The organism is Thalassobacillus pellis, assembly GCF_016908295.1.
Classification (GTDB): Bacteria; Bacillota; Bacilli; order Bacillales; family Halobacillaceae; genus Thalassobacillus; species Thalassobacillus pellis.
In genome coordinates this window covers 431,756-450,775 of sequence record NZ_JAFBDO010000003.1, presented here as the reverse complement: position 1 = coordinate 450,775, position 19,020 = coordinate 431,756, and the positions used below count along the sequence as shown (strand labels likewise).

Sequence of the window (19,020 nt, the reverse complement as noted above, 5' to 3'; positions counted from 1 at the left end):
TAAAGCAACGCCTTGATGTGGGCGTTGCTTTACTTTTTGGTCATATATTCACTTTTTTCCATTAAAAAGGCACGAAAATCTTCTGGTGGTAAGGGCTTGCTGAAATGGTAACCCTGGTAATAATCACAGCCATGAAGACGTAGAAAATCCAAAATAGTACGCTTTTCAACCCCTTCACCGACCACCTCTAATTTGAAAGTATGGCCAAGCTGTATCATCGCTTTGACAATCTCAGCGTCACTAGGGTCTGTTTCAATATCTTTTATAAACGATTTATCGATTTTCAAAAAGTTTATCGGAAACTTACGTAAATAAGCAAGTGAAGAATATCCTGTTCCAAAGTCATCTATGGAAAGCACAATACCAAGACCACGCAGTTCTTGCATAGTCTGGATGCATAATTCCGTATTCTGCATCACGCTGTTTTCGGTAATCTCAAGCTCCAGGAATTCAGGTGGCATTCCAGTCTGTTTCAAAATACCTTTTACCCTTTCCGAAAAATCATACCGCTGAATTTCTTCTGCTGAAACATTCACAGCTACTCTTTCCGGGGCATACCCCTCCTCTATCCAGGCTTGATTTTGCCGGCATGCTTCAAATAAAACCCATTCCCCAAGCTGAACAATCAACCCTGTTTCCTCTGCAATTGGGATGAATTTATCCGGGGGAATAAAACCTCTTACTTTATGATTCCAACGTACAAGCGCTTCCATTCCAACAAGCAACCCCGTTCGTACGTCAATCTTTGGCTGGTAATAAAGCATTAACTCCCCTTTACTGATGGCTTCCCGCAAATCACCCTCTAAGGATATAAGATCGTTATAATAGTCATTCATTGTCGGAGTATAGAAAAGTAAACCCTGCCGTCCGTTCACTTTACAGTAATGCATAGCAATATCAGCATTTCCGATTAATTTACCGACTGTATTTCCAGCCTCTGGATACTGGGCTATACCAATACTTGCAGTAATGAAAAATTCCTTTCCGGTAAGGTTGATTGGATGCCCAATACGCTTCAGCACCATATCCCCAAGTTTACGGATATCTTCTTTGGTTTGTATATCCCTCAAAGCTATTAAAAATTCATCTCCGCCCAGGCGATACAGCTCTCCGTGTTTTCCGATAACTTCCTTGGTCCTGCCTGCAATCAGCTGGATAACCTCATCACCTATTGCATGGCCAAGAGCATCATTTATGTATTTGAAACGATCAATATCACATATGAATATTGTTATGCTGCCCCCGTGTATTTCTAACTCTTGCAGCCATTTTTCCATGTCAATCTGCATCTTTCTGCGATTCGGCAGGTCGGTTAACGGATCGTGGTAAGCCATGTGCCTAATCCTAAGTTCAGCTTCTGCATGAACGGTTATATCGACTGATGAGCCTACCAATTCCACGACACGGTTATTTTCCTCAATCGGAGAAAGCATGGTGAACAAGTATCTGTCCTTATATTTATGTTTATATGTAATGCTCTTTCCCATAAATGCCTCTTTATATTTTTCCCGAAGATAAGACGCTTTTACAGGACCGAAAATATCATTCAGTCCTTTTCCTTTCACATAATCAGTAGTCAAACCCAGCTCCTTTGCCAGCTTACCTTCGTACATCGGTATGTAAAGCTCACCGTGAGGATTCTTTTTCACTTTAAACACAGTATTGACGAGGGCATTCATGGTCCGCTGAAAGTCATCTTCCACAGCATCGACAAGGTTTCCCTCCAGCAGTTTGCTTTCCGTTATGTCTGTGCGAAATGTAATGAAGGAGTGAGGAACTCCCGTATCGTCCAATAATGGGACAATTGTTGTTTTCATCCAGAATAATTCTCCATTCCGCTTCCTATTGCAGATGTCTCCCACCCACACCTTGCCTCGTTTAATTTCACTCCACATGTTGTGATAAAATCCATGGGAATGCTTTCCGGATTTGAGTATGCGGTGGTTTTTACCTATTAAATCACATCGGTTGAATTGAGTAAGTTCGCAAAACTGATCATCTACATACACGATTGCTCCGTTCACATCCGTAACGGTGATAGTAAGAGCTCTATCCATTGCATATTTTAGATCCTGATAGGTAGAAAGGTAGGTTTCCAGGAGCTTACCCAATTGCTTTAAAATACCTCGTGATTCTTCATCTGACAGCTGTGACTTCAGCTGTTGGATCAGACGGGTGACTTTATTGCGGTCGAATGGCGTATCGAGATCCAATATATTCATTGTATCCACCTTCATCCAAAATTCGTTAAATTTCGACAATCATTTACCTTAGTGTAAACGATTCCAACTAATAAAAAAAGACTATATATACTTTTTATTCAATAGTTATATCGGTACTTTTTATCTAAAATTGAATAGTCACACATTTTATTGCGGTGATTTATTTCCTATTAAATAAAAAAGAACGGATAACTGGGAGTTATCCGTCCCGTATAAATTATTTCTTTAAGGTGATGTCGAATTTCGCGAGAGCATTTTTCACCCTGCCATACTCTGATGCATGCGGGCGGTCGTCCCCGTCCTGATAACCTTCATTAACCATTCGGTTTCTATTCAAACAGAGTTTCGTAAACGAAGGTTTAAAAAAGTCAAACAGCTTATAACGCTCCTTTAATTCCGGAAAGCGTTCTTGATAGTTATGGATAGATTCTGCTAACTGTTCCCAGAAAACATGTTCTGTAAGCAAACCATCGTCCTCCATCATACCTGCAAGGTAACGTAAATGGCAGATAAATAATCCGGTAAAAATAAATTGTGTCAAGCCCTCCGGCGGCTCGCTCCGAAGAACTTTTTTCAGATCATCACTCAATCCGGACAACTCTTCAAATGGCTGATCACTGATGTTTACATCATCAACAAAATCCTTTACAGCCAGACGATGAGGTTTCTTGTCTTTCAAAACCAGAATGACATTTTGTCCATGAGGAGAAAAGACGACCCCATAACGGTAAATATAATGAAGAAGTGGGCGCATGATCACATGAAAGAATTTCTCCATCCACTCTTCAGAGGTCAAATCAGATTGTTCAATCAGGCTTTGGATGAACGCTTTCCCATCTTTGTCCCGGTGCAGCAAGGCTGCAAGAGTAACAGCCTGCTCGTCCTCATCTAAATAGCTGTAAATACTCTCCCGCCATATTGCTCCAAGCATTTCCAGATACTGATAAGGAACATTTTCGACGTTCGGGTAATGAGGATGATCGACATTTATACTGGCAATTTCGCCTGGGAGGATGACTTGGCATTCCTCCTTTAAAAATGGATCATTTTCATAGATGTCTTTGATGAACGAAGTGATTTTTGGAGCTATCACCGTTCGTTCTGCTGGCAGTCCCCGATAAACGAGAGTATTCAAAATACTCATCGGTAATTTCACGTGATGCTTTCTTTTGTTTGTCCTATTTACGAACGTCCGAATCGATTGCTGCGGCAGATAAACATCCTCACCATCTCCCAAAGGGATGATCTGACCCATTGCCAGATCCTCTGCAAATTGCTGAACAAGGACATTTTTCCATTGCCAAGGGTGCACCGGCATATAATAGTAATCATCTGGGTCTACATGACAGGCCAACAGTTTTTCGTCAAAGCGGGATTTGTCCGCTGATTCAAGCTCGTGCTCCAGCAGTTTTCGATAGTTTTCGTTATCAATTGAATGAAAGGTTGACCTGTCACAATGGACTGCAATCCAGGAAAGCTTGACCTCTTGATGAGATTCCGGTGCGTAGGTCAGGTAATCATCATATCCAAAACCGATTCTGCCTTTGTTGTAAGTGATCCAGGGATGACCTGTCATATATCCTTCAAGCTCTGCGTAGTCCATCTGTACCAACTCATCGGATGTTTGATTTTCCTTATGCAATAAGTGGGCATCTGCAAGCAATGTATTGTTTATTTCCTTGATAAGATGACCTGTTGTTTCAGCAGTCATACCGATTACAGACTGAATATCTGTCAGAAGTTCGACAGCACTTTCTGCTTCCTTCGTTTGTCGTGATTCCTCAATTCTTATGGAGTCCTCCAAAACTGTATAACTATCAAAATAACGTTCCTTTGCTTGGTATAAGTATGCTTTTTTCTCAGAAACCGAGAGACGGCATGTAAGAAGTCCATTCTCTTTTGTTATCTGTGGTTTAATCATGTCTTCATACATGTACTCCGCAAGCATTTTTGCAATGAGATTTTTATTAACCTGTTTCCAGGCTTCCTTATTAAGTACTCCATTTACTTCATTCATAAATTGCATAACGATCCCTGCCTCCATTTGGAAATATATGTTTCTCCCGGGGTACTCCGAATGTCTGGTAGATGTTGTTGTGGTGGACTCGGTAAACTTCTCTTCTGGTTAATGTGTTGATGATGACAGCATTTCGATAAGCGCCAAGCCCAAGATCTGGTGCGCCTGCTCCATGTGTGTGTATTTCTCCATTTTGAATAAAAATAGAGCTGCTCCCGGTTTCCATGTTAAGTCGATAGTCTTCCTGAACTTTAAAGCGTCCATGTTCATCGAAACTAATATTGTTATATAGTGGTGATAAAAAAGTTGGGATGGCTGGTTTATATCCAGTCCCTAATATGACGGCTTCCGCCTCTGTCTCAAACGGTTCCTGCTGGACATTATGCCAGCCGCTCAGCTTCCAGGTATCTCCTTTTCTTTCGATTGCTTTTATCTCTGACATTGCCTGCAAATGGGTATAAGGACGCTGGTTGCCAATGCTTCGCTCATAAAATAAGTCATAGATTTCGGCGATCGTATCAGCGCTTATTCCTTTGTACAAAAGGTCCTGATCATTTAACAGTTCATCTTTTTTATGCTGGGGCAAGTCGTAAAAGAATTTCGTGTAATCCGGTGAAAAATGCTCCAATCCCAGCTTGGAATATTCCATTGGAAAAAAACCTTTAGACCTTGTAAACCATTCAAGTGAGTATCCCACCGCTTCCTGTTCTTTGAATAGATCCAGGAATACTTCAGCAGCACTTTGCCCTGACCCGATCACAGCTATGGACTCTGCTTCCGTTACAGCTGTTTTTTTATTCAGATAATCAGCGCTGTGAAAAACGGTGTCACCTATGGACTCCCGGAAAGCTGACGGTACGTTAGGAGCACTTCCGATCCCAAGAATTAAATTCCGGGCCAAGTAAACAATTGGTGACCCTGATGCCTGCAGTACTTTTACCTCATACACTTCCTCCCCATTTTCAAATCGATGGCAACTTACCTCTTCGACCTCCATCCCAAAACAGCATGAATTCAACTGGCGGGAAACCCACTGACAGTAATGGTTATACTCCTTTCGCGGAATATGGAATTTTTCAAAAAAATAAAATTGGTACAAGCGGTCGTGTTCCTGTAAATAGTTTAAAAAACTGTATTCACTTGTTACATCTACCATACTTACCAGGTCTGCAAGGAAGGGAACCTGTAGGGTCGTTCCCTCAAGCAGCATACCTGGATGCCAGTCAAAGTGGTGTTTTTTCTCAAGAAACAAAGCATCTAAGTCAGGTATATCATCTACTAAGGCTGCAAGTCCCAGATTAAATGGACCGAGCCCCACTCCAATGACGTCAAATATTTTTTCAGACGTTTTGGCAGCAGTTGGCATGTGCCCACCTCTTTTCAAATGTAGTCCTGTCGCAAAACATCAGTAATCCGGTTTTATCTGGCAGTTGTATTGGTTTCACTGGTTCAAAACCGCATTTTTTAAATACATGAATCATTTTTTCATTCCGTATGTCGGGTTCTGCGATCACTTTTTCCGTATCCGCATTGGAAAATTGATAATCTACCATGGACCGTAATAGCGGTAAAGCGTATCCTTTTCCGAGAAACGCTGTATCTCCGATCAATAAGTGAACACCTTGGTCATAAGGTGCTGCATCATAATATTCTTGGACAATATCACCATTGACCCAATAAGACTCCCAATAGCTCATCGCTGTCCCGTCCACTTCACCTATATATAATGTCTGGTGCTGATCCGCGAGTGCTTTTTCAAGGTGTCTACTGAACCTTTGAAATGGGAAGTCCAAATGCCAGAAAGGAATGACATGTTCCTCGTGCATCCACTGGTAGATTCTCCTCAAATCCTTCTCGTAATCTACTTTTCTGAAGGTAATTTCCCGTTTTATGTCATGATCATAAACGCGGTAATCAAAGGCCACTAGTTACACGCCCCTTAGTTCCCAACGGGTTTTTAACGAAAGCATACACCGACTGTGTGGCAAGAGAACCAATCAGTTCGTCCATGTCATGAAAGCGTGTAAGCAGGTTAGCTTTGCACGGCAGCTTTTCCTGTTTCAACAAACTATCTATCAATGGTCGTGCATCCGTTAACTTTTCATAATGGTCTTCGAGTTTTTCCATGAGCAGATGGGTGAGTTTCTCTTCGGGAATCAATCCGCTTGTTCCAAAACCATTGATCAAGCCGAACAAATGGTTGAAAAAGAAGTAATAGCGGAAACGTTCATCTGCAATTTCATCAGCACAGATGGTATCGCTAGTCTGATTAAGGTTTGGCAGCAATTTCTTTAGTTTTTCCGCTTTAGATTCCTGGAAATAGTACCCCTGGTTATCACGGTAATAAAAATGCTCTGGGTACCCGTCCTTTAACTTAATGATCGAATTTTGCTGGTGAGCTTCGAGTGCTATGCCGTATTTTTCGTAGAGCCAGAGCAACGGATCAAGTGTCAGCGTTAAGTATTTGCTGAACCATTTTTCACTTACTTGCTCAGTAGATTGTTCTTCTGAGTCAGCCAGACTGTTGATGATCGAAGCCAGCCGGTTTGTATCGTAATAAGGAACATCCTGGCACAGCCCGGCTACTAAGGAAACATTTTTATCGTTATGCTTACGAAATGGATTTTCCCGGATAATGACATCAAGTGAAGCCTCCGAGCCTTCGATATTTACACAGAGATGGGCAGGGTCCTTAATGACATGAAAGTTTGGGAATTCACCCATAAGCTTTGTTCCCAGAGAAGTCTGCCACAGCCTTGCTACCTCTGCCCCTCTGTCTAATTCTTTTGACTGATTCATCCTTAAAGAATTTGTTATCTTAACAGGAACAGAGAACTTGTACATATAAGGACAATCCCTTCGGTAAACAGTCCTGAACGATGAAGTTCCAGTATTTGGTGACCCCAGGGGTCCTAAATATTTTATCAGTCCTTTATCTATTAGTTGTTTAGCTGCTGGATCGTTTATCAGCTGTCTGGCTTGCAGTGGGTGAGAAGGGATGATTATGTTCTTGGAATTTTCCAACTGCTTAATCAGCTGGGAATCGACATCCTGATCTCCTTTCAGAGCTTCCATAATCATTTCTTCTGCCGATTGTTCAATAGCCGAGTCCTGCTTTACTATTTCAGGTTCAACTGCAAAGTAATGGAGCTGAAACTCTCCCTTCATTTCCGGTGAATAACTGTCATCTTCCTCATCCGTTACACCCTGCTTGCTTTTTGGGGTTGGATGGAGCAGGTGGCCGAGAAGTAGGGACTGCTCTGCTTCGATGAATGTAAACTCCTTTTCCGAAAGAGGAGTGGCATCCTGTTTCCGTTCCATCAGATATTTTTTCATATTTCTGCAGCTTAAAATGACCCGGTAAAGCAACTCTTCTTCCGCATCCGTGCGTCCTGATTCAAGTAGCAGCTCCTTCGTGATCAAGGCAGCCAAAGTAATATAATCAAGCGTGATGAGAGAGCTGCTATTTCGTTCCTGATAATAGATAGGGAAAGATAGCAAGTGTCTATCTGTCTCCGACCAGTAGCGAATAGGTATTAGAAGTGTAAATCCTTGCTTCTGCAGCGGACACTTAATAAGTTTTTCAGCCTTTTTTGTCACCGGAAAATCCGTTTCATCCAGACTCACTTCTTCAAAATTACCAGTCTCCCTCATGTAGCAATTCAAAAAGCTTTGCATCGTCGCATGTTCAGCCATTTCTACCGTATTTTTCATTGAATCAGCCTCCCCGCTTTGTTTTTTCCAATCGTGTCTATGTCAGCAATAATCTCCTTAATGTCTGTGATGGTCGTCCGCGGATTCAATAAGGTGAACTTTAAATATGTCCGTCCTTCAACCGTCGTTTTAGCTATCACGGCTTTTCCAGAATGGTAAAGCTCCTGTTGAATATCTCGATTCAACTGGTCTACATGCTTCTCCTCCCATAGCATCCTGGGAATATAGCGAAATACCACCATATTCAGTTCTGGATCTTTATCAATGACGTGAATATCAGCTGATCTTTCCAAATGTGCTGCCACTTCTTTTGCCAGATGAATAGGCTTGTCAATCATTTCTCCGAATCTCTTTGTTCCTACTATTCGTAAGGAGAAAAACAGCTTCAAGGCATCAAACCTTCTGGTCGTCTGAACTGATTTATTGACGAGATTAGTAATACCTTCTTCTTCGTCTTCCTCAGGGTTCAAGTAGTCAGCGTGATGCTGAAGGAAACGAAAACTGCTGTGATTCTTAACAAGAAAAGCCCCGCAACTGACCGGCTGGTAAAAAAGTTTATGGAAATCTACGGTGATGGAGTCTGCCAGCTGAATACCCGCAAGTTTTTCATTATGTTGTTCACTAAGTACAAGCGCTCCCCCTACAGCAGCATCTACATGGAGCCACAGCCCATGATTTTCAGCAAGTCCAGCCATTTCCCGCATTGGGTCGATGCTGCCGAAATCAGTCGTCCCACATGTAGCAACAAGTGCAAATGGCTGAAGGTCAGCTTTATATAATTCCTGCAAAGTTTTATCAAGATTATCGATATCAAGACGATGATGGTTGTTTACTTTTATGGGAACTACAGCTTCTTCGCCCAATCCAAGCTGTGCCGCCGATTTTTTCACTGTGAAGTGAGCATGCTCCGAGCAGAGAATACGAAGCCTGTTAAAGGCTGGCGGCAGTCCTTGCTTTTGAACATTCCATCCCCACTTCTTCCAACAAAATGAATCCCTGGCAAGCAGCAGGCCCGTGTAATTCGATTGTGTTCCACCGCTCGTAAAAGCTCCGTCAGATCCTGCCGGGTAACCGAATTTCCCTGTCAGCCACCGAATCATTTCGTTTTCCAGATAAGTAGCTGCCGGGCTTTGGTCCCAGGAGTCCATCGATTGGTTGAAAGCATTGATGACCATTTCTGCTCCAAGTGCTGGCATCAACGGCGGGCAATGAAGATGGGCCGCCGCTTTTTCATGGGTGATGGCAAGGTTACTCCTAAGCAACGGTCCATCAATATCCCGCAGCAGATTTTCTAATCGCTCCCCATCGTAGGTGAATAAGGAAAGCTTTCGTACCCTTGCTTCAAGATCCGCTGGTTTTCCGCCTTCGTAGGGATGCTCATGCGTGGCGAAAATTTCTCCCAAGCTATCCGTAATCAGATTTGTCATCGATTTAAAAGATTCCACACTTGAGGGGTTTTGGTTCAGGAAAAAGAGATCATAATTCCTGGTTTGTTTAGGGTGCTCTGCGAAATTCGCACTAAGATTGACCACACCATCGCCCCCTTTTGCCGAATCTCGTCAAAATTCTTTCTTTAGTAAACATCACTACTATACCTCCCAAATGAAAATCATTTTCAATTAATGGCGTACATTCATACTAATTGAGAATGATAATCATAGTCAATAGTAATTGAGAGGCATTATCAATTACCCCCAACCTCTATCGATTTTAGGTATAAAAAGGTGTCTATTATCCAAATTTTAGTATTTTTTATCTTCTGAAAACATATCAGTCAATTTTCATTAAAATCTAAAGAAACTTGTCGAAAAAATTATCCAAAGGAAAAAGTGGGATGCAAAACAATTTCTTTTCCGTGCAGGAAGACACCAAGTCTCCTGAGACTTCACCAAGACCAAAGAATAAGTCCTTTATAATCGAAAGGAGTTCTTAAAGCTTGTTGTTGATTCACACGAATCGCTTGCCGGCGGATGCTTGACGCGGGCACGACCTCAGCTAACTTTGTCAAGAAGAACACTTGACAAAGTGGATCTTCGGCTCGCGCTGTTCCCGCAGGCTTCACCGCTTCTCGCTCTTTGTTCAAAAAATACACTACCTACGATTGGTCTTTTATGATTCCCATTACTTCGGGGGCTTCTCTGCAAAAGAATTGATGCTTTCCTAACGTTAAGAAAGTCACTTTTTTCTTGTCTCGTCAGCATAGTTGTACAGCTTGTTTTAGGAGAGAAAATGCTCATAACGAAAAAACCACGCAAAAAAATTTCTACGTGGTTTTTCATTTCATATAGTTTTTTGTGATAACTCTTTTTTGGTCAGCAATTACTACATCGCGGTGCTCCCGCATGCCTCATTTAATGCAGGAAGGGTCTCTATTTCACAACAAAGGCAAGATGGATCGCTCACCCATTCAACTTTTTCTTACGTAAGTGACTGGATGCATTCTGGTCCTTCATTCTTTGCCGAATTCACATAATCGCTGACGTTATAAGCATCCAGGTCATCAAGGGTCAATTGTGTTACAAAATCATGAGCTTCTTCAGGCTCCCATTTCACAGGTTCAATCCAATTATCCTGCTGTTCTTTTGGCAGTATGATCGGCATTCGATCATGAATAGGTTCCATGAAAGTATTAGCCTTTTTCGTTAAAATAGTGCATGTGTATAGTTCCTCTTCGTCCTGCTTCCATTTATCCCACAAACCAGCGAATGCGAACAGTTTTCGCTCCTTCAGGGAAATCCGTTTCGCTTGTTTACCATTGTCTGTCCGCTGCCATTCGTAGAAACTGTCTGCAACAATCAGGCATCTCTTTTGTTTCAGTAAATTTTTGAAGCTTGGCTTTTCATGGGCCGTTTCACTCCGGGCATTAATCATTTTATAACCTATCTTCGGATCCTTTGCCCAAAAAGGGACCAGACCCCATTTGAGGAAACCAGCACGTTTCTGATCACCGTCATGGATAATTGCTAAGACTTTCTGCCCCGGCGCAATATTATAACGGGGGGTATAATCTGGTATTTGATGCTCAAGACCGAATTCTTTCAGGATTTCAACCTCTTCTGCTAGCAGTGTATAGCGTCCGCACACAAACATTCACCCTCTCTATGACCTTTTGAAAAAATAATTATTGCCTTGCCGAAAGACCATGCATTATAAAATCAAGCGTCCGGTCAATTTCTGCCTCATCATCCCAGTCTGCATCCGGAAGGACAATAAACCGTGTAATAAGAAATCCGATAATCGTCGTCATTGTCATCCGGATAATCGTGGGTGCCGGATAATCGACCAGGATACCATTTTTCTGAAAATGCCCGATCGCTTCTTCGAATTTAGGAAAAACTTCCTTACGGAAAACACGTTGATATGTTTTCTGGATTTCTGGATGGAAGGCCGTTTCCTGGAGAAGAATTTTTAGTAAAGGTACATTGTTTTTCGCAAACTCAAAGCGGTTTTCCATTATTTTTCGCAAAAGCTCTTCGTAATCACCAGTTTTTTCACTGAACACCTGATTGACGAAATGAGAAGCAAAAAACGGAACCGCAAATTTCGTGATCACTGGCGCTACTATGGAAATAAGCAGTTCTTTTTTCGTTCTATAGTGCCTGAATATTGTGCCTTCTGCTACGCCTGCTTTTCTTGCGATTTCACTCGTTGAAGTCGCGGCGTACCCTTTTTCGGCAAAAATTTCTATGGCAGCTTCCAATATTTTAGCTTGTTTCGGGGTCAGTTCAGGTTCTGTTTCTCCCGCATCAATCAGTTGCTGTAAATATTCTTTTTCATCCATTATGCTGCCCCCTTTTCTTCCATCCCATTATAGCCTGCGATGGCGTTTCAATGCCACTATGTTCAACAGGATGAAAAGAAGCGAAAAGCCGACCAAGATATAGACCTGAAGGGAAAACTCTGAAAACCCCTGACCTCTCAGCATGACATCCCGAAGTGCTTCTGCCCCATACGTAAGCGGCATCACTTTTCCAATTGCCCTGAGCCACGGCTCCATTGTTTCTAAATTGAACATCCCTGAGAAAAACACTTGCGGAACAATAACAAGCGGAATGAACTGGATCATCTGGAATTCGTTATTGGCATAGGCAGATAGCAGTGTGCCAAGACTTAGTGCTGTCATCGCCATTAAAAAAGTGATCATCATGACATACCAGAAGTTCCCTGACATGAACATATCCAGGACATAGATGGAGAATGCTGCAATGATAATCGACTGAAAAATAGTAAAAAGTCCGAACCCACCAAGATAACCGATTACGATTTCCCCCCTCTTAAGCGGAGTAGACAACAGCCGCTCCAATGTACCTTGTGTTCTTTCCCTCAGAAAAGAGACTCCCCCAACAATAAATACGAAAAAGAAAACAAAAAAACCAATTAGTACCGGGCCGACGTTATCGAACAGGTTTAAGTCACTGGATCCATGTAAGAAGTTAATCTCTGGATTCATATCCGGCTGGCCGCCCATTGCCTTCATGGTTTCCTGGAGCACACGTTTTACTGCACCATTCGCACTAGGTTCGCTGCCTTCCAGCAAGACTATGGGGTGGTCTTCCTCCCATTTAATCAATGCATCAAGCTGCTGTTCGCGCAACTCTTCCAGCGCTTCTTCTTCTGTCATCTGGCTGATGACTGCATCCTGATTTTCCATGGCTTCGACAATCGGGTCCGGTACATCAATGGTAGCGATATCCGGGTGGTAGGTTTCACTATCGAGTACCAGCCACATCAATGTCAGGATGAATAATGGTGCAACAATCATTAACGCCATACTCCGCTTATCCCTTCGAAACTGTCTCAGGATCCGCTTAATGATTGGAAATACATTCATTGCCTTGCACCTCCATAATACAAAAATGCTTCCTCAATCGATGCTGCATTGATTTCCTGCTTCAGCTGCTCAGGACTACCCTGGGCGATTACATAACCATCACGGAGCAAGGCCAACCGATCACACTTGTCAGCTTCATCCATCACATGGGTAGTGACGATGATCGTCGTCCCTTTTTCCTTTAGATAATTCAATTCTTTCCAAATCGACTGGCGTAACACTGGATCGATTCCAACTGTCGGTTCATCCAGAATCAGCACTTTCGGCTCATGAAGGATGGCTGCCGCTAAAGAAAGCCTCCGTTTCATTCCCCCTGAAAATTTATCCACTGGTTTATCGATATGATTCCCTAGATCCACCACATTCAGGGCCTCTGCAATCCGCCTTTTTCGATCTGATGGAGAGAGTCCGTATATTGCCCCAAAAAAGTCCAGGTTTTCTTTGGCTGACAGCTCCATATATAAAGCATCTGACTGCGCCATAAAACCTATTTCACGCATCTGCTTCAGCGATGGCATTTTTGTTCCCTGCACATACGCTTCCCCTTCGGATGGATTCAAAATACCAACGATGATTTTGACGAGCGTCGTCTTTCCGGCACCAGAAGGACCAAGCAGTCCAAAAATCTCCCCCTGTTCAACCGTCAAATTCACCTCTTTGATAACTGTTTCATCTCCAAAAGAATGAGCGATATTACTAAGCTTGATTTCATTAGCCATATTAGTACAACCTCCTTCTGTTGGTGAGTGATTACTCACTTCTATTATACTCGATCATAACTATATGTAAAGTGAGCACTCACTCATTAATTGGATGTATGTAGTAAAGTTAGATTCTCTAAAAAAAGATGCTTACCAGGCTTTAGCAATCAGCAGCCCATTCGGCGGCCAATCTGATTACTGTAGCGGCGGTAAGCACCAGATTGATTCATTTTTCTCTTTTCCATCATCAGTTGAAATCGAAGCTGTTTTTCACTTAATTTTCGCTTATACGTTTCCTTCTGTTCAGGATCATCACAATACGCTATCAATTCCTCTAAAGATACCATCTCTTTTTTGACCTGCATTTCTTCAGGAATCATGTTTGCGTTTTTCAATATTTTGTAGCCATTCCGGAGTTCTGCAGGTACGTGTTCCATATCATCTTTCGGGAGCGGCTTACCCTTGCCTGGCAGATCATTGAGTTCTCCATCCCTGATCGCCTGTTTGATTTTTTCCTCCACAATCGATGTAAAGTCCATCCGCACTCCCTCCTTGTTTGTTTTTATTATAACAGATGGTATAAAAAATTCAGGAATTCTTAAACGTCAAGGACGAATCGCTTGCCGGCGGATGCTTGCCGCGGGCACTGCCTCAAAATTCAAAAATGGTCATTAAAAAAAATAATGTTCATTGTACGGTTCATTAGCCTTATGCCGTATACTATTTTAGAAAATAGTAACTATTGTTTTTGACAAAAAACTAATGAAAGGGTTCACGTTCCTTGGGATTTCCTCCAGATAAAACAGAATGTCAAAAAAATTTTCGTTAGCAAAAAAAAGAGCCTGACGTCAGGTCAGACTCTTTCTATTAATCTATTATTTTCCAATGAACATTTGGGTCCATACGTTACCATTTTCAACATAGCCGACTCCAATGTGGGTGAAGCTGCTGTTGAGGATATTTTTGCGGTGTCCTTCACTGTTCATCCACGCGTTAACTACTTCTTGTGGAGAACGTTGCCCTTTGGCAATGTTTTCCCCAGCCGTACGGTATTCGATACCGAACTGCTTCATCATATCAAATGGAGAACCATATGTTGGGCTTGTATGAGAGAAATAACCGTTACTTGCCATATCGGCGGACTTTTCACGTGCCACTTTGCTTAGCTCTGTGTCCACTTTCAGTGGTGCAAGACCGCGTTCTTGACGTTCCTGGTTAGTCAATTCAACCACTTTTTGTTCAAATTCATTCAGTTCACTGTTTTGGTTCTGCTCTGCAGCTTGCTTTTCTGCTGGAGCTTGTTGTGTTTGCTGCTCAGCAGGCTGTGCCGGAGTTTCTTTCGGCTGTGGTGCAGGAGCCTGTTCTGGCTGTTTAGCCGGCTCTTCTTTAGCAGGAGCTTCTTGCTTTGGTTCAGCAGGCTGCTCTTGTTTTGGCTGCTCTTGTTTTGGCTGCTCTTGTTTTGGCTGCTCCTTTGGCTGGACTGGAACTAATTGGTTCCAATCAATATTGTATTGTTTCAAAGTATCCTTCAAGAAACTTTGAAGGTCTTCTTGGTTGAAGGCTCCTCCATAGGATTGGACTTGATAGAATACTTTATAAGCTGGTTGTTGATTGTCGCTTCCGGATTGGGCATCAGCTGTTACTGTGCCACCGAAAAGCAGTGCAATAGACATTGCTGCGACCGCAGTAATTTTCTTTAACATGCAAAGATCCACTCCTTTGGTGTTTTTTCGTACAAGATTATAATAGCATCGTGTTTTTGTAATAATCCCACCAGGTATTTCCATTGACACATACCCTGCTTTCCAACAAGAAAAGAAGCTTATGCTGACAAGACGTCGCCACAAGCTTCTTTTAATTTCAACTGGTAAAATACCGTTATTTTGCTAGATTTTTCATAAAAATAACTATTGACAGCAATTTGGTTTGGCTATTCTTGTTACAAAATGTTAATCTTCTATTACAATTTCCCCTGTAGTGATGCCCGCAGACTGTCTGCCAGTGCTGGCACGGAAAGAATTCTCTTGATTTTTGAACGGTTATTTTTATCGTGATATTTCACATCATTAACTTCCTCAATTGTTACTGCTTCCGGATCCTTTTTCTTCAGGGTCAAAAGGTCATCTGGATGAACTCTTCCTTCCTTTAGTACCCGAAGATAAAATCCGGTAAAACCGGTTTCCATCACTTTAGCTGGAAAATCATCGATACCATGGTTTCGTGAAATTTTATAGCATGGCTGCCTGGGCTGAGTAACCTGGACCTCTGCTTCCCCCAATGTATATATATCGCCAATTGCAGCCTGTTTCTCGTCCAAATCCTCTACAGTCAGATTTTCCCCAAATGAAGGATACAGAAAAATACGGCCATAAATTGTTTCCCAATGGGCATAATGCCTCGCCGGATATAAGCACACTGCCTTATCGACTCCACCATGGTGCTGCTGGTCTGCCTGCAAATCTCCTGAAAAGTTAAACCTGCCCAAATAGACCGGTTCATCTACCTTTTTCTTTCTGAAAGCTGTGTCCACTTTCCCTTTTTCGGTTTCAAGAATCGTAGGCTTCCCTACACTAATGGCAGTTACCTTATAATGCTTCATCGCCTTCCTCATTTCTCCTTTTCAGCCATGCTGGAAGGTAATCCTGACTCCAGACATCGCTCGGATAATCTACGAATAATTCTTCCCCATTTTCATAGAGAGCCTGCATGATTTCATTCATGGCTCCCATATAGTAATCATAGAGGAATTCATAGCTGAACGGTTCCTTCGGCATATGATTTTCAGCACATACTTTCGGATTGGCGTAGTTCAAATACGTCCGGCATGGAATTGGCCTGATTTCATAAGCCATGCAAGTGTTCGTTTCCGGGTCCAGCATCGGACAGGGCAAATCCAGCTGCTTGTATGTTAATTTAGCATCTTCCTCATTAAAATCAATATTCAGTGCTGTATCCAGCTTCGTCTGATGCTCGGCAAAGTAGCGCTCCCAATGCTGATAGATTTTCTGCTTCCGATCTTTGGGAAAATGTTCGATTTCCTTGAGCATCATTTTTGCTTCCATTTTTGTAATGATTATCGGAAAATAACAGCAGAAAGCACATCCGATAAAGCAGTTCGGCTTCATACCGGCATGCTGTTCCATTCTATCGATTTCAAAATCTACTTCCTTAAGCAGCCGCTTGAAGCCTTTCAAGATAACTTCCTCTGTATCAAAATCACTATCAAGAAGTTCATCTATAATGGAATCAAAAAAGGCTGGGTCTACTTCATAATTCTGATTGATTTTTTCACATCTATTTAAAATTTCAGCATGATTCAAGTATTCACTCATGGTAGTACCCCTTTAAATAAGCTCGCATTTCCTATCATTATACACCCTTTCCGCTACTTGAGACTACATCGGGCAACTGTAAAAGTTTTCTCCTGATATTTACGGTTTCATTCATAGAATGGAGATGTTACAATGGCAGACGCATTCGTTGATAATGAATAAATATAAGAAAGGATGATAGGGATGCACGTAGGCAGCAAAGGTTGGTACGTTGAGAAATTGAAAGAACACGGTGTTAACCGTATTGAAGGACGTAAAGTAGAAAAATTCAAGAAACACATTCTTGCAAACCTATTAGCCGAAAAAGAAGATTAATGGAATGAGGCAGGGAGGCTATCCCTGCCCTTTTTATAGTTTTTTAAAAAATCCTTTCATCCACCCCCATAAATAGACGAAATGTGTCGAATTAATATTAGAAGAAATCTGTCATCACTGGAGGTACGTCTAAACATGTTTGCAACAGCTGAAATTGGTATTGATTTAGGAACCGCTAATATATTGATTTACTCGAAATCAAAAGGAATTATTTTGAATGAACCATCTGTCGTTGCCTATAACACAGACACAAAAGATGTTGTTGCTGTAGGGACAGAAGCGAAACTGATGGTCGGAAAAACCCCTCGCAATGTTATTCCTGTCCGCCCGCTGAAAGACGGGGTCATTGCTGATTACGATATGACCGCTCAAATGCTGAAAGAATTACTGAAAAAAGCCAGTAAGAAAACTGGTGTTTCCATGCGTAAACCGACGGTCGTCATCTGTACGCCTTCAGGATCCACCTCCGTCGAACGCCGGGCAATCCATAACGCCGTCAAAAGCTATGGCGCTAAACAAGTACACTTGATAGAGGAACCTATCGCTGCCGCAATTGGTGCTGACCTGCCAGTTGAAGAGCCTGTAGCCAACGTGATCGTCGATATTGGCGGAGGTACAAGCGAAGTGGCTATCATTTCCTTCGGCGGAGTTGTTTCCTGCCGCTCCATCCGTACCGGTGGAGATAAAATGGATGAAGAGATCATCCAATACGTACGCAAAGAGTACAATATACTTATAGGAGAACGAACAGCAGAGCAGGTTAAGATGGAAATCGGTTATGCACTGGTCGATCACCCGGAAGAAAAAATGGACGTCCGAGGGCGTGACATGGTTACCGGGCTTCCAAAAACGGTTGAACTCAGTTCCAAGGAAATCCAAAACGCACTTCGTGAGTCTTTGGAACAAATTCTTGAGACCATCCGTGCAACGCTGGAAGACTGCCCTCCTGAACTCAGCGGAGATATCGTCGATCACGGCGTTATTATCACTGGAGGGGGCGCCTTGCTGAAAGGAATGCAAGAATGGCTTTCCGAGGTAATTGTCGTACCTGTTCACCTTGCCCCTAACCCACTGGAGTCTGTTGCAATCGGAACAGGCAGGTCTATCAAAATGATTCAAAAATTACAAAAAGCTGCTAAATAATAGAATCAAAAGCGTAAGCGCCTTGTCCACCCCCGACAAGCTTAAGACAAGCCTCGACGTGACGGGCTTTGTCACAGAGGGGATTGGCTTAAGACCTCGAGGGGGTAGGCGCTGGAGCTGGATAAAGACCTCTATAAAGGTTTATCCACAACCATTCACTTTTAGAATTTCCCAGATAGTTAATAACAGAGTCCATGCCTCAATGAGGTCATGGGCTCTGTTAATGTTTATAATGAAGATATAATGGAAAAAACATTTAAGTAAGAATGTTTGCTGTTTTTTACGAGAGGAGTGAAATGAAATGATTTCAACTACATTAAAATGGATCACCGGTATATTAGAAGGATTGCTTGCTATTCCTTTTCTCGGAGGTCTCTTTATTATCGGAGCTGGCTGGCAGCCACTTGCATTCATGTTCGTTTTCCACTTAATCACCCTGATTTTTTCTATTAGAGACAAGCGATTCAGTGTCGGCAGCGTTGTCGGTATGATTGCGAATGTTATTGGTGTAATTCCAGGAATTGGCTGGATTATGCATACATTGACCGCCATCATCCTGCTTGTGGACGCAGCACTTTCCAGAAAGGTGACAAAAGAATCATAAGCATAGAAGCGGAAACGCCTTGCTCACCCCGATAAGTTGAAGCCAAGGCCCTTGCAGGTGACATATAAAATTTGAAAAACTTGGCTTGTCGCCAAGTCCTTATGGCGAAAATCCGTCAACAAATTTAAACTTTCTAAAAGT

Annotated in this window: 17 protein-coding genes; 3 read left to right on the top strand and 14 right to left on the bottom strand. The window is 42.4% G+C overall.

Annotated elements, in window-relative coordinates:
- Positions 1 to 29: 29 nt before the first annotated feature.
- From JOC33_RS12770 to JOC33_RS12705, 14 genes are all read right to left on the bottom strand, one after another.
- Positions 30 to 2,222 carry a sensor domain-containing protein gene (locus JOC33_RS12770; protein ID WP_205092902.1) on the bottom strand — a complete coding sequence of 731 codons (2,193 nt, stop codon included), beginning with the start codon at positions 2,220 to 2,222 and terminating at the stop codon, positions 30 to 32.
- 217 nt (positions 2,223 to 2,439) lie between these two features.
- Positions 2,440 to 4,248, bottom strand: coding sequence for an IucA/IucC family protein (locus JOC33_RS12765; RefSeq protein ID WP_205092901.1), 1,809 nt, complete (start codon positions 4,246 to 4,248; stop codon positions 2,440 to 2,442).
- Positions 4,232 to 5,605 (bottom strand): lysine N(6)-hydroxylase/L-ornithine N(5)-oxygenase family protein, encoded by a 1,374-nt coding sequence (locus JOC33_RS12760; protein WP_205092900.1) that lies wholly within the window; start codon positions 5,603 to 5,605, stop codon positions 4,232 to 4,234. The genes JOC33_RS12765 and JOC33_RS12760 overlap by 17 nt, the downstream gene beginning before the upstream one ends.
- A complete protein-coding gene (locus tag JOC33_RS12755) occupies positions 5,580 to 6,131 on the bottom strand; it encodes a GNAT family N-acetyltransferase (RefSeq protein ID WP_205093093.1) in 552 nt (183 codons plus the stop codon). The genes JOC33_RS12760 and JOC33_RS12755 overlap by 26 nt, the downstream gene beginning before the upstream one ends.
- A gap of 22 nt (positions 6,132 to 6,153) precedes the next feature.
- A complete protein-coding gene (locus tag JOC33_RS12750) occupies positions 6,154 to 7,953 on the bottom strand; it encodes an IucA/IucC family protein (protein ID WP_205092899.1) in 1,800 nt (599 codons plus the stop codon).
- On the bottom strand, positions 7,950 to 9,485 hold the full coding sequence (locus JOC33_RS12745) for a pyridoxal-dependent decarboxylase (RefSeq protein ID WP_205092898.1): 1,536 nt from the start codon (positions 9,483 to 9,485) through the stop codon (positions 7,950 to 7,952). Before JOC33_RS12745 ends, JOC33_RS12750 begins: the two co-directional genes overlap by 4 nt.
- Before the next feature lie 886 nt (positions 9,486 to 10,371).
- Positions 10,372 to 11,037, bottom strand: coding sequence for an SOS response-associated peptidase family protein (locus JOC33_RS12740; RefSeq protein WP_205093092.1), 666 nt, complete (start codon positions 11,035 to 11,037; stop codon positions 10,372 to 10,374).
- A gap of 37 nt (positions 11,038 to 11,074) precedes the next feature.
- Positions 11,075 to 11,734, bottom strand: a complete 660-nt coding sequence (locus tag JOC33_RS12735; protein ID WP_205092897.1) for a TetR/AcrR family transcriptional regulator — start codon at positions 11,732 to 11,734, stop codon at positions 11,075 to 11,077.
- Between the two features lie 27 nt (positions 11,735 to 11,761).
- The gene (locus JOC33_RS12730; RefSeq protein WP_205092896.1) at positions 11,762 to 12,784 is read right to left on the bottom strand and encodes an ABC transporter permease; all 1,023 of its coding nucleotides are present in this window, start codon (positions 12,782 to 12,784) and stop codon (positions 11,762 to 11,764) included.
- Positions 12,781 to 13,503, bottom strand: coding sequence for an ABC transporter ATP-binding protein (locus JOC33_RS12725; protein WP_205092895.1), 723 nt, complete (start codon positions 13,501 to 13,503; stop codon positions 12,781 to 12,783). Before JOC33_RS12725 ends, JOC33_RS12730 begins: the two co-directional genes overlap by 4 nt.
- Positions 13,504 to 13,652: 149 nt before the next feature.
- Positions 13,653 to 14,024, bottom strand: a complete 372-nt coding sequence (locus JOC33_RS12720) for a DnaJ family domain-containing protein (RefSeq protein WP_205092894.1) — start codon at positions 14,022 to 14,024, stop codon at positions 13,653 to 13,655.
- A 336-nt stretch (positions 14,025 to 14,360) separates the two neighbouring features.
- Complete coding sequence (locus tag JOC33_RS12715; RefSeq protein ID WP_205092893.1) at positions 14,361 to 15,188, bottom strand: CAP domain-containing protein; 828 nt, start codon at positions 15,186 to 15,188, stop codon at positions 14,361 to 14,363.
- Positions 15,189 to 15,445: 257 nt separating this feature from the next.
- Complete coding sequence (locus JOC33_RS12710; protein ID WP_205092892.1) at positions 15,446 to 16,084, bottom strand: MOSC domain-containing protein; 639 nt, start codon at positions 16,082 to 16,084, stop codon at positions 15,446 to 15,448.
- Positions 16,071 to 16,817, bottom strand: coding sequence for a YkgJ family cysteine cluster protein (locus tag JOC33_RS12705; RefSeq protein ID WP_205092891.1), 747 nt, complete (start codon positions 16,815 to 16,817; stop codon positions 16,071 to 16,073). The genes JOC33_RS12710 and JOC33_RS12705 overlap by 14 nt, the downstream gene beginning before the upstream one ends.
- Before the next feature lie 183 nt (positions 16,818 to 17,000).
- Here JOC33_RS12705 and JOC33_RS12700 point away from each other — a divergent pair, with 183 nt between their 5' ends.
- The 3 genes from JOC33_RS12700 (at position 17,001) to JOC33_RS12690 (ending at position 18,879) form a co-directional block, all read left to right on the top strand.
- Entirely contained in the window at positions 17,001 to 17,132 is a 132-nt protein-coding gene (locus JOC33_RS12700; RefSeq protein ID WP_205092890.1) for a YflJ family protein, read from the top strand.
- 135 nt (positions 17,133 to 17,267) lie between these two features.
- Positions 17,268 to 18,275 (top strand): rod-share determining protein MreBH, encoded by a 1,008-nt coding sequence (gene mreBH, locus JOC33_RS12695; RefSeq protein ID WP_205092889.1) that lies wholly within the window; start codon positions 17,268 to 17,270, stop codon positions 18,273 to 18,275.
- Between the two features lie 301 nt (positions 18,276 to 18,576).
- A complete protein-coding gene (locus tag JOC33_RS12690) occupies positions 18,577 to 18,879 on the top strand; it encodes a hypothetical protein (protein ID WP_205092888.1) in 303 nt (100 codons plus the stop codon).
- Positions 18,880 to 19,020 lie beyond the last annotated feature (141 nt).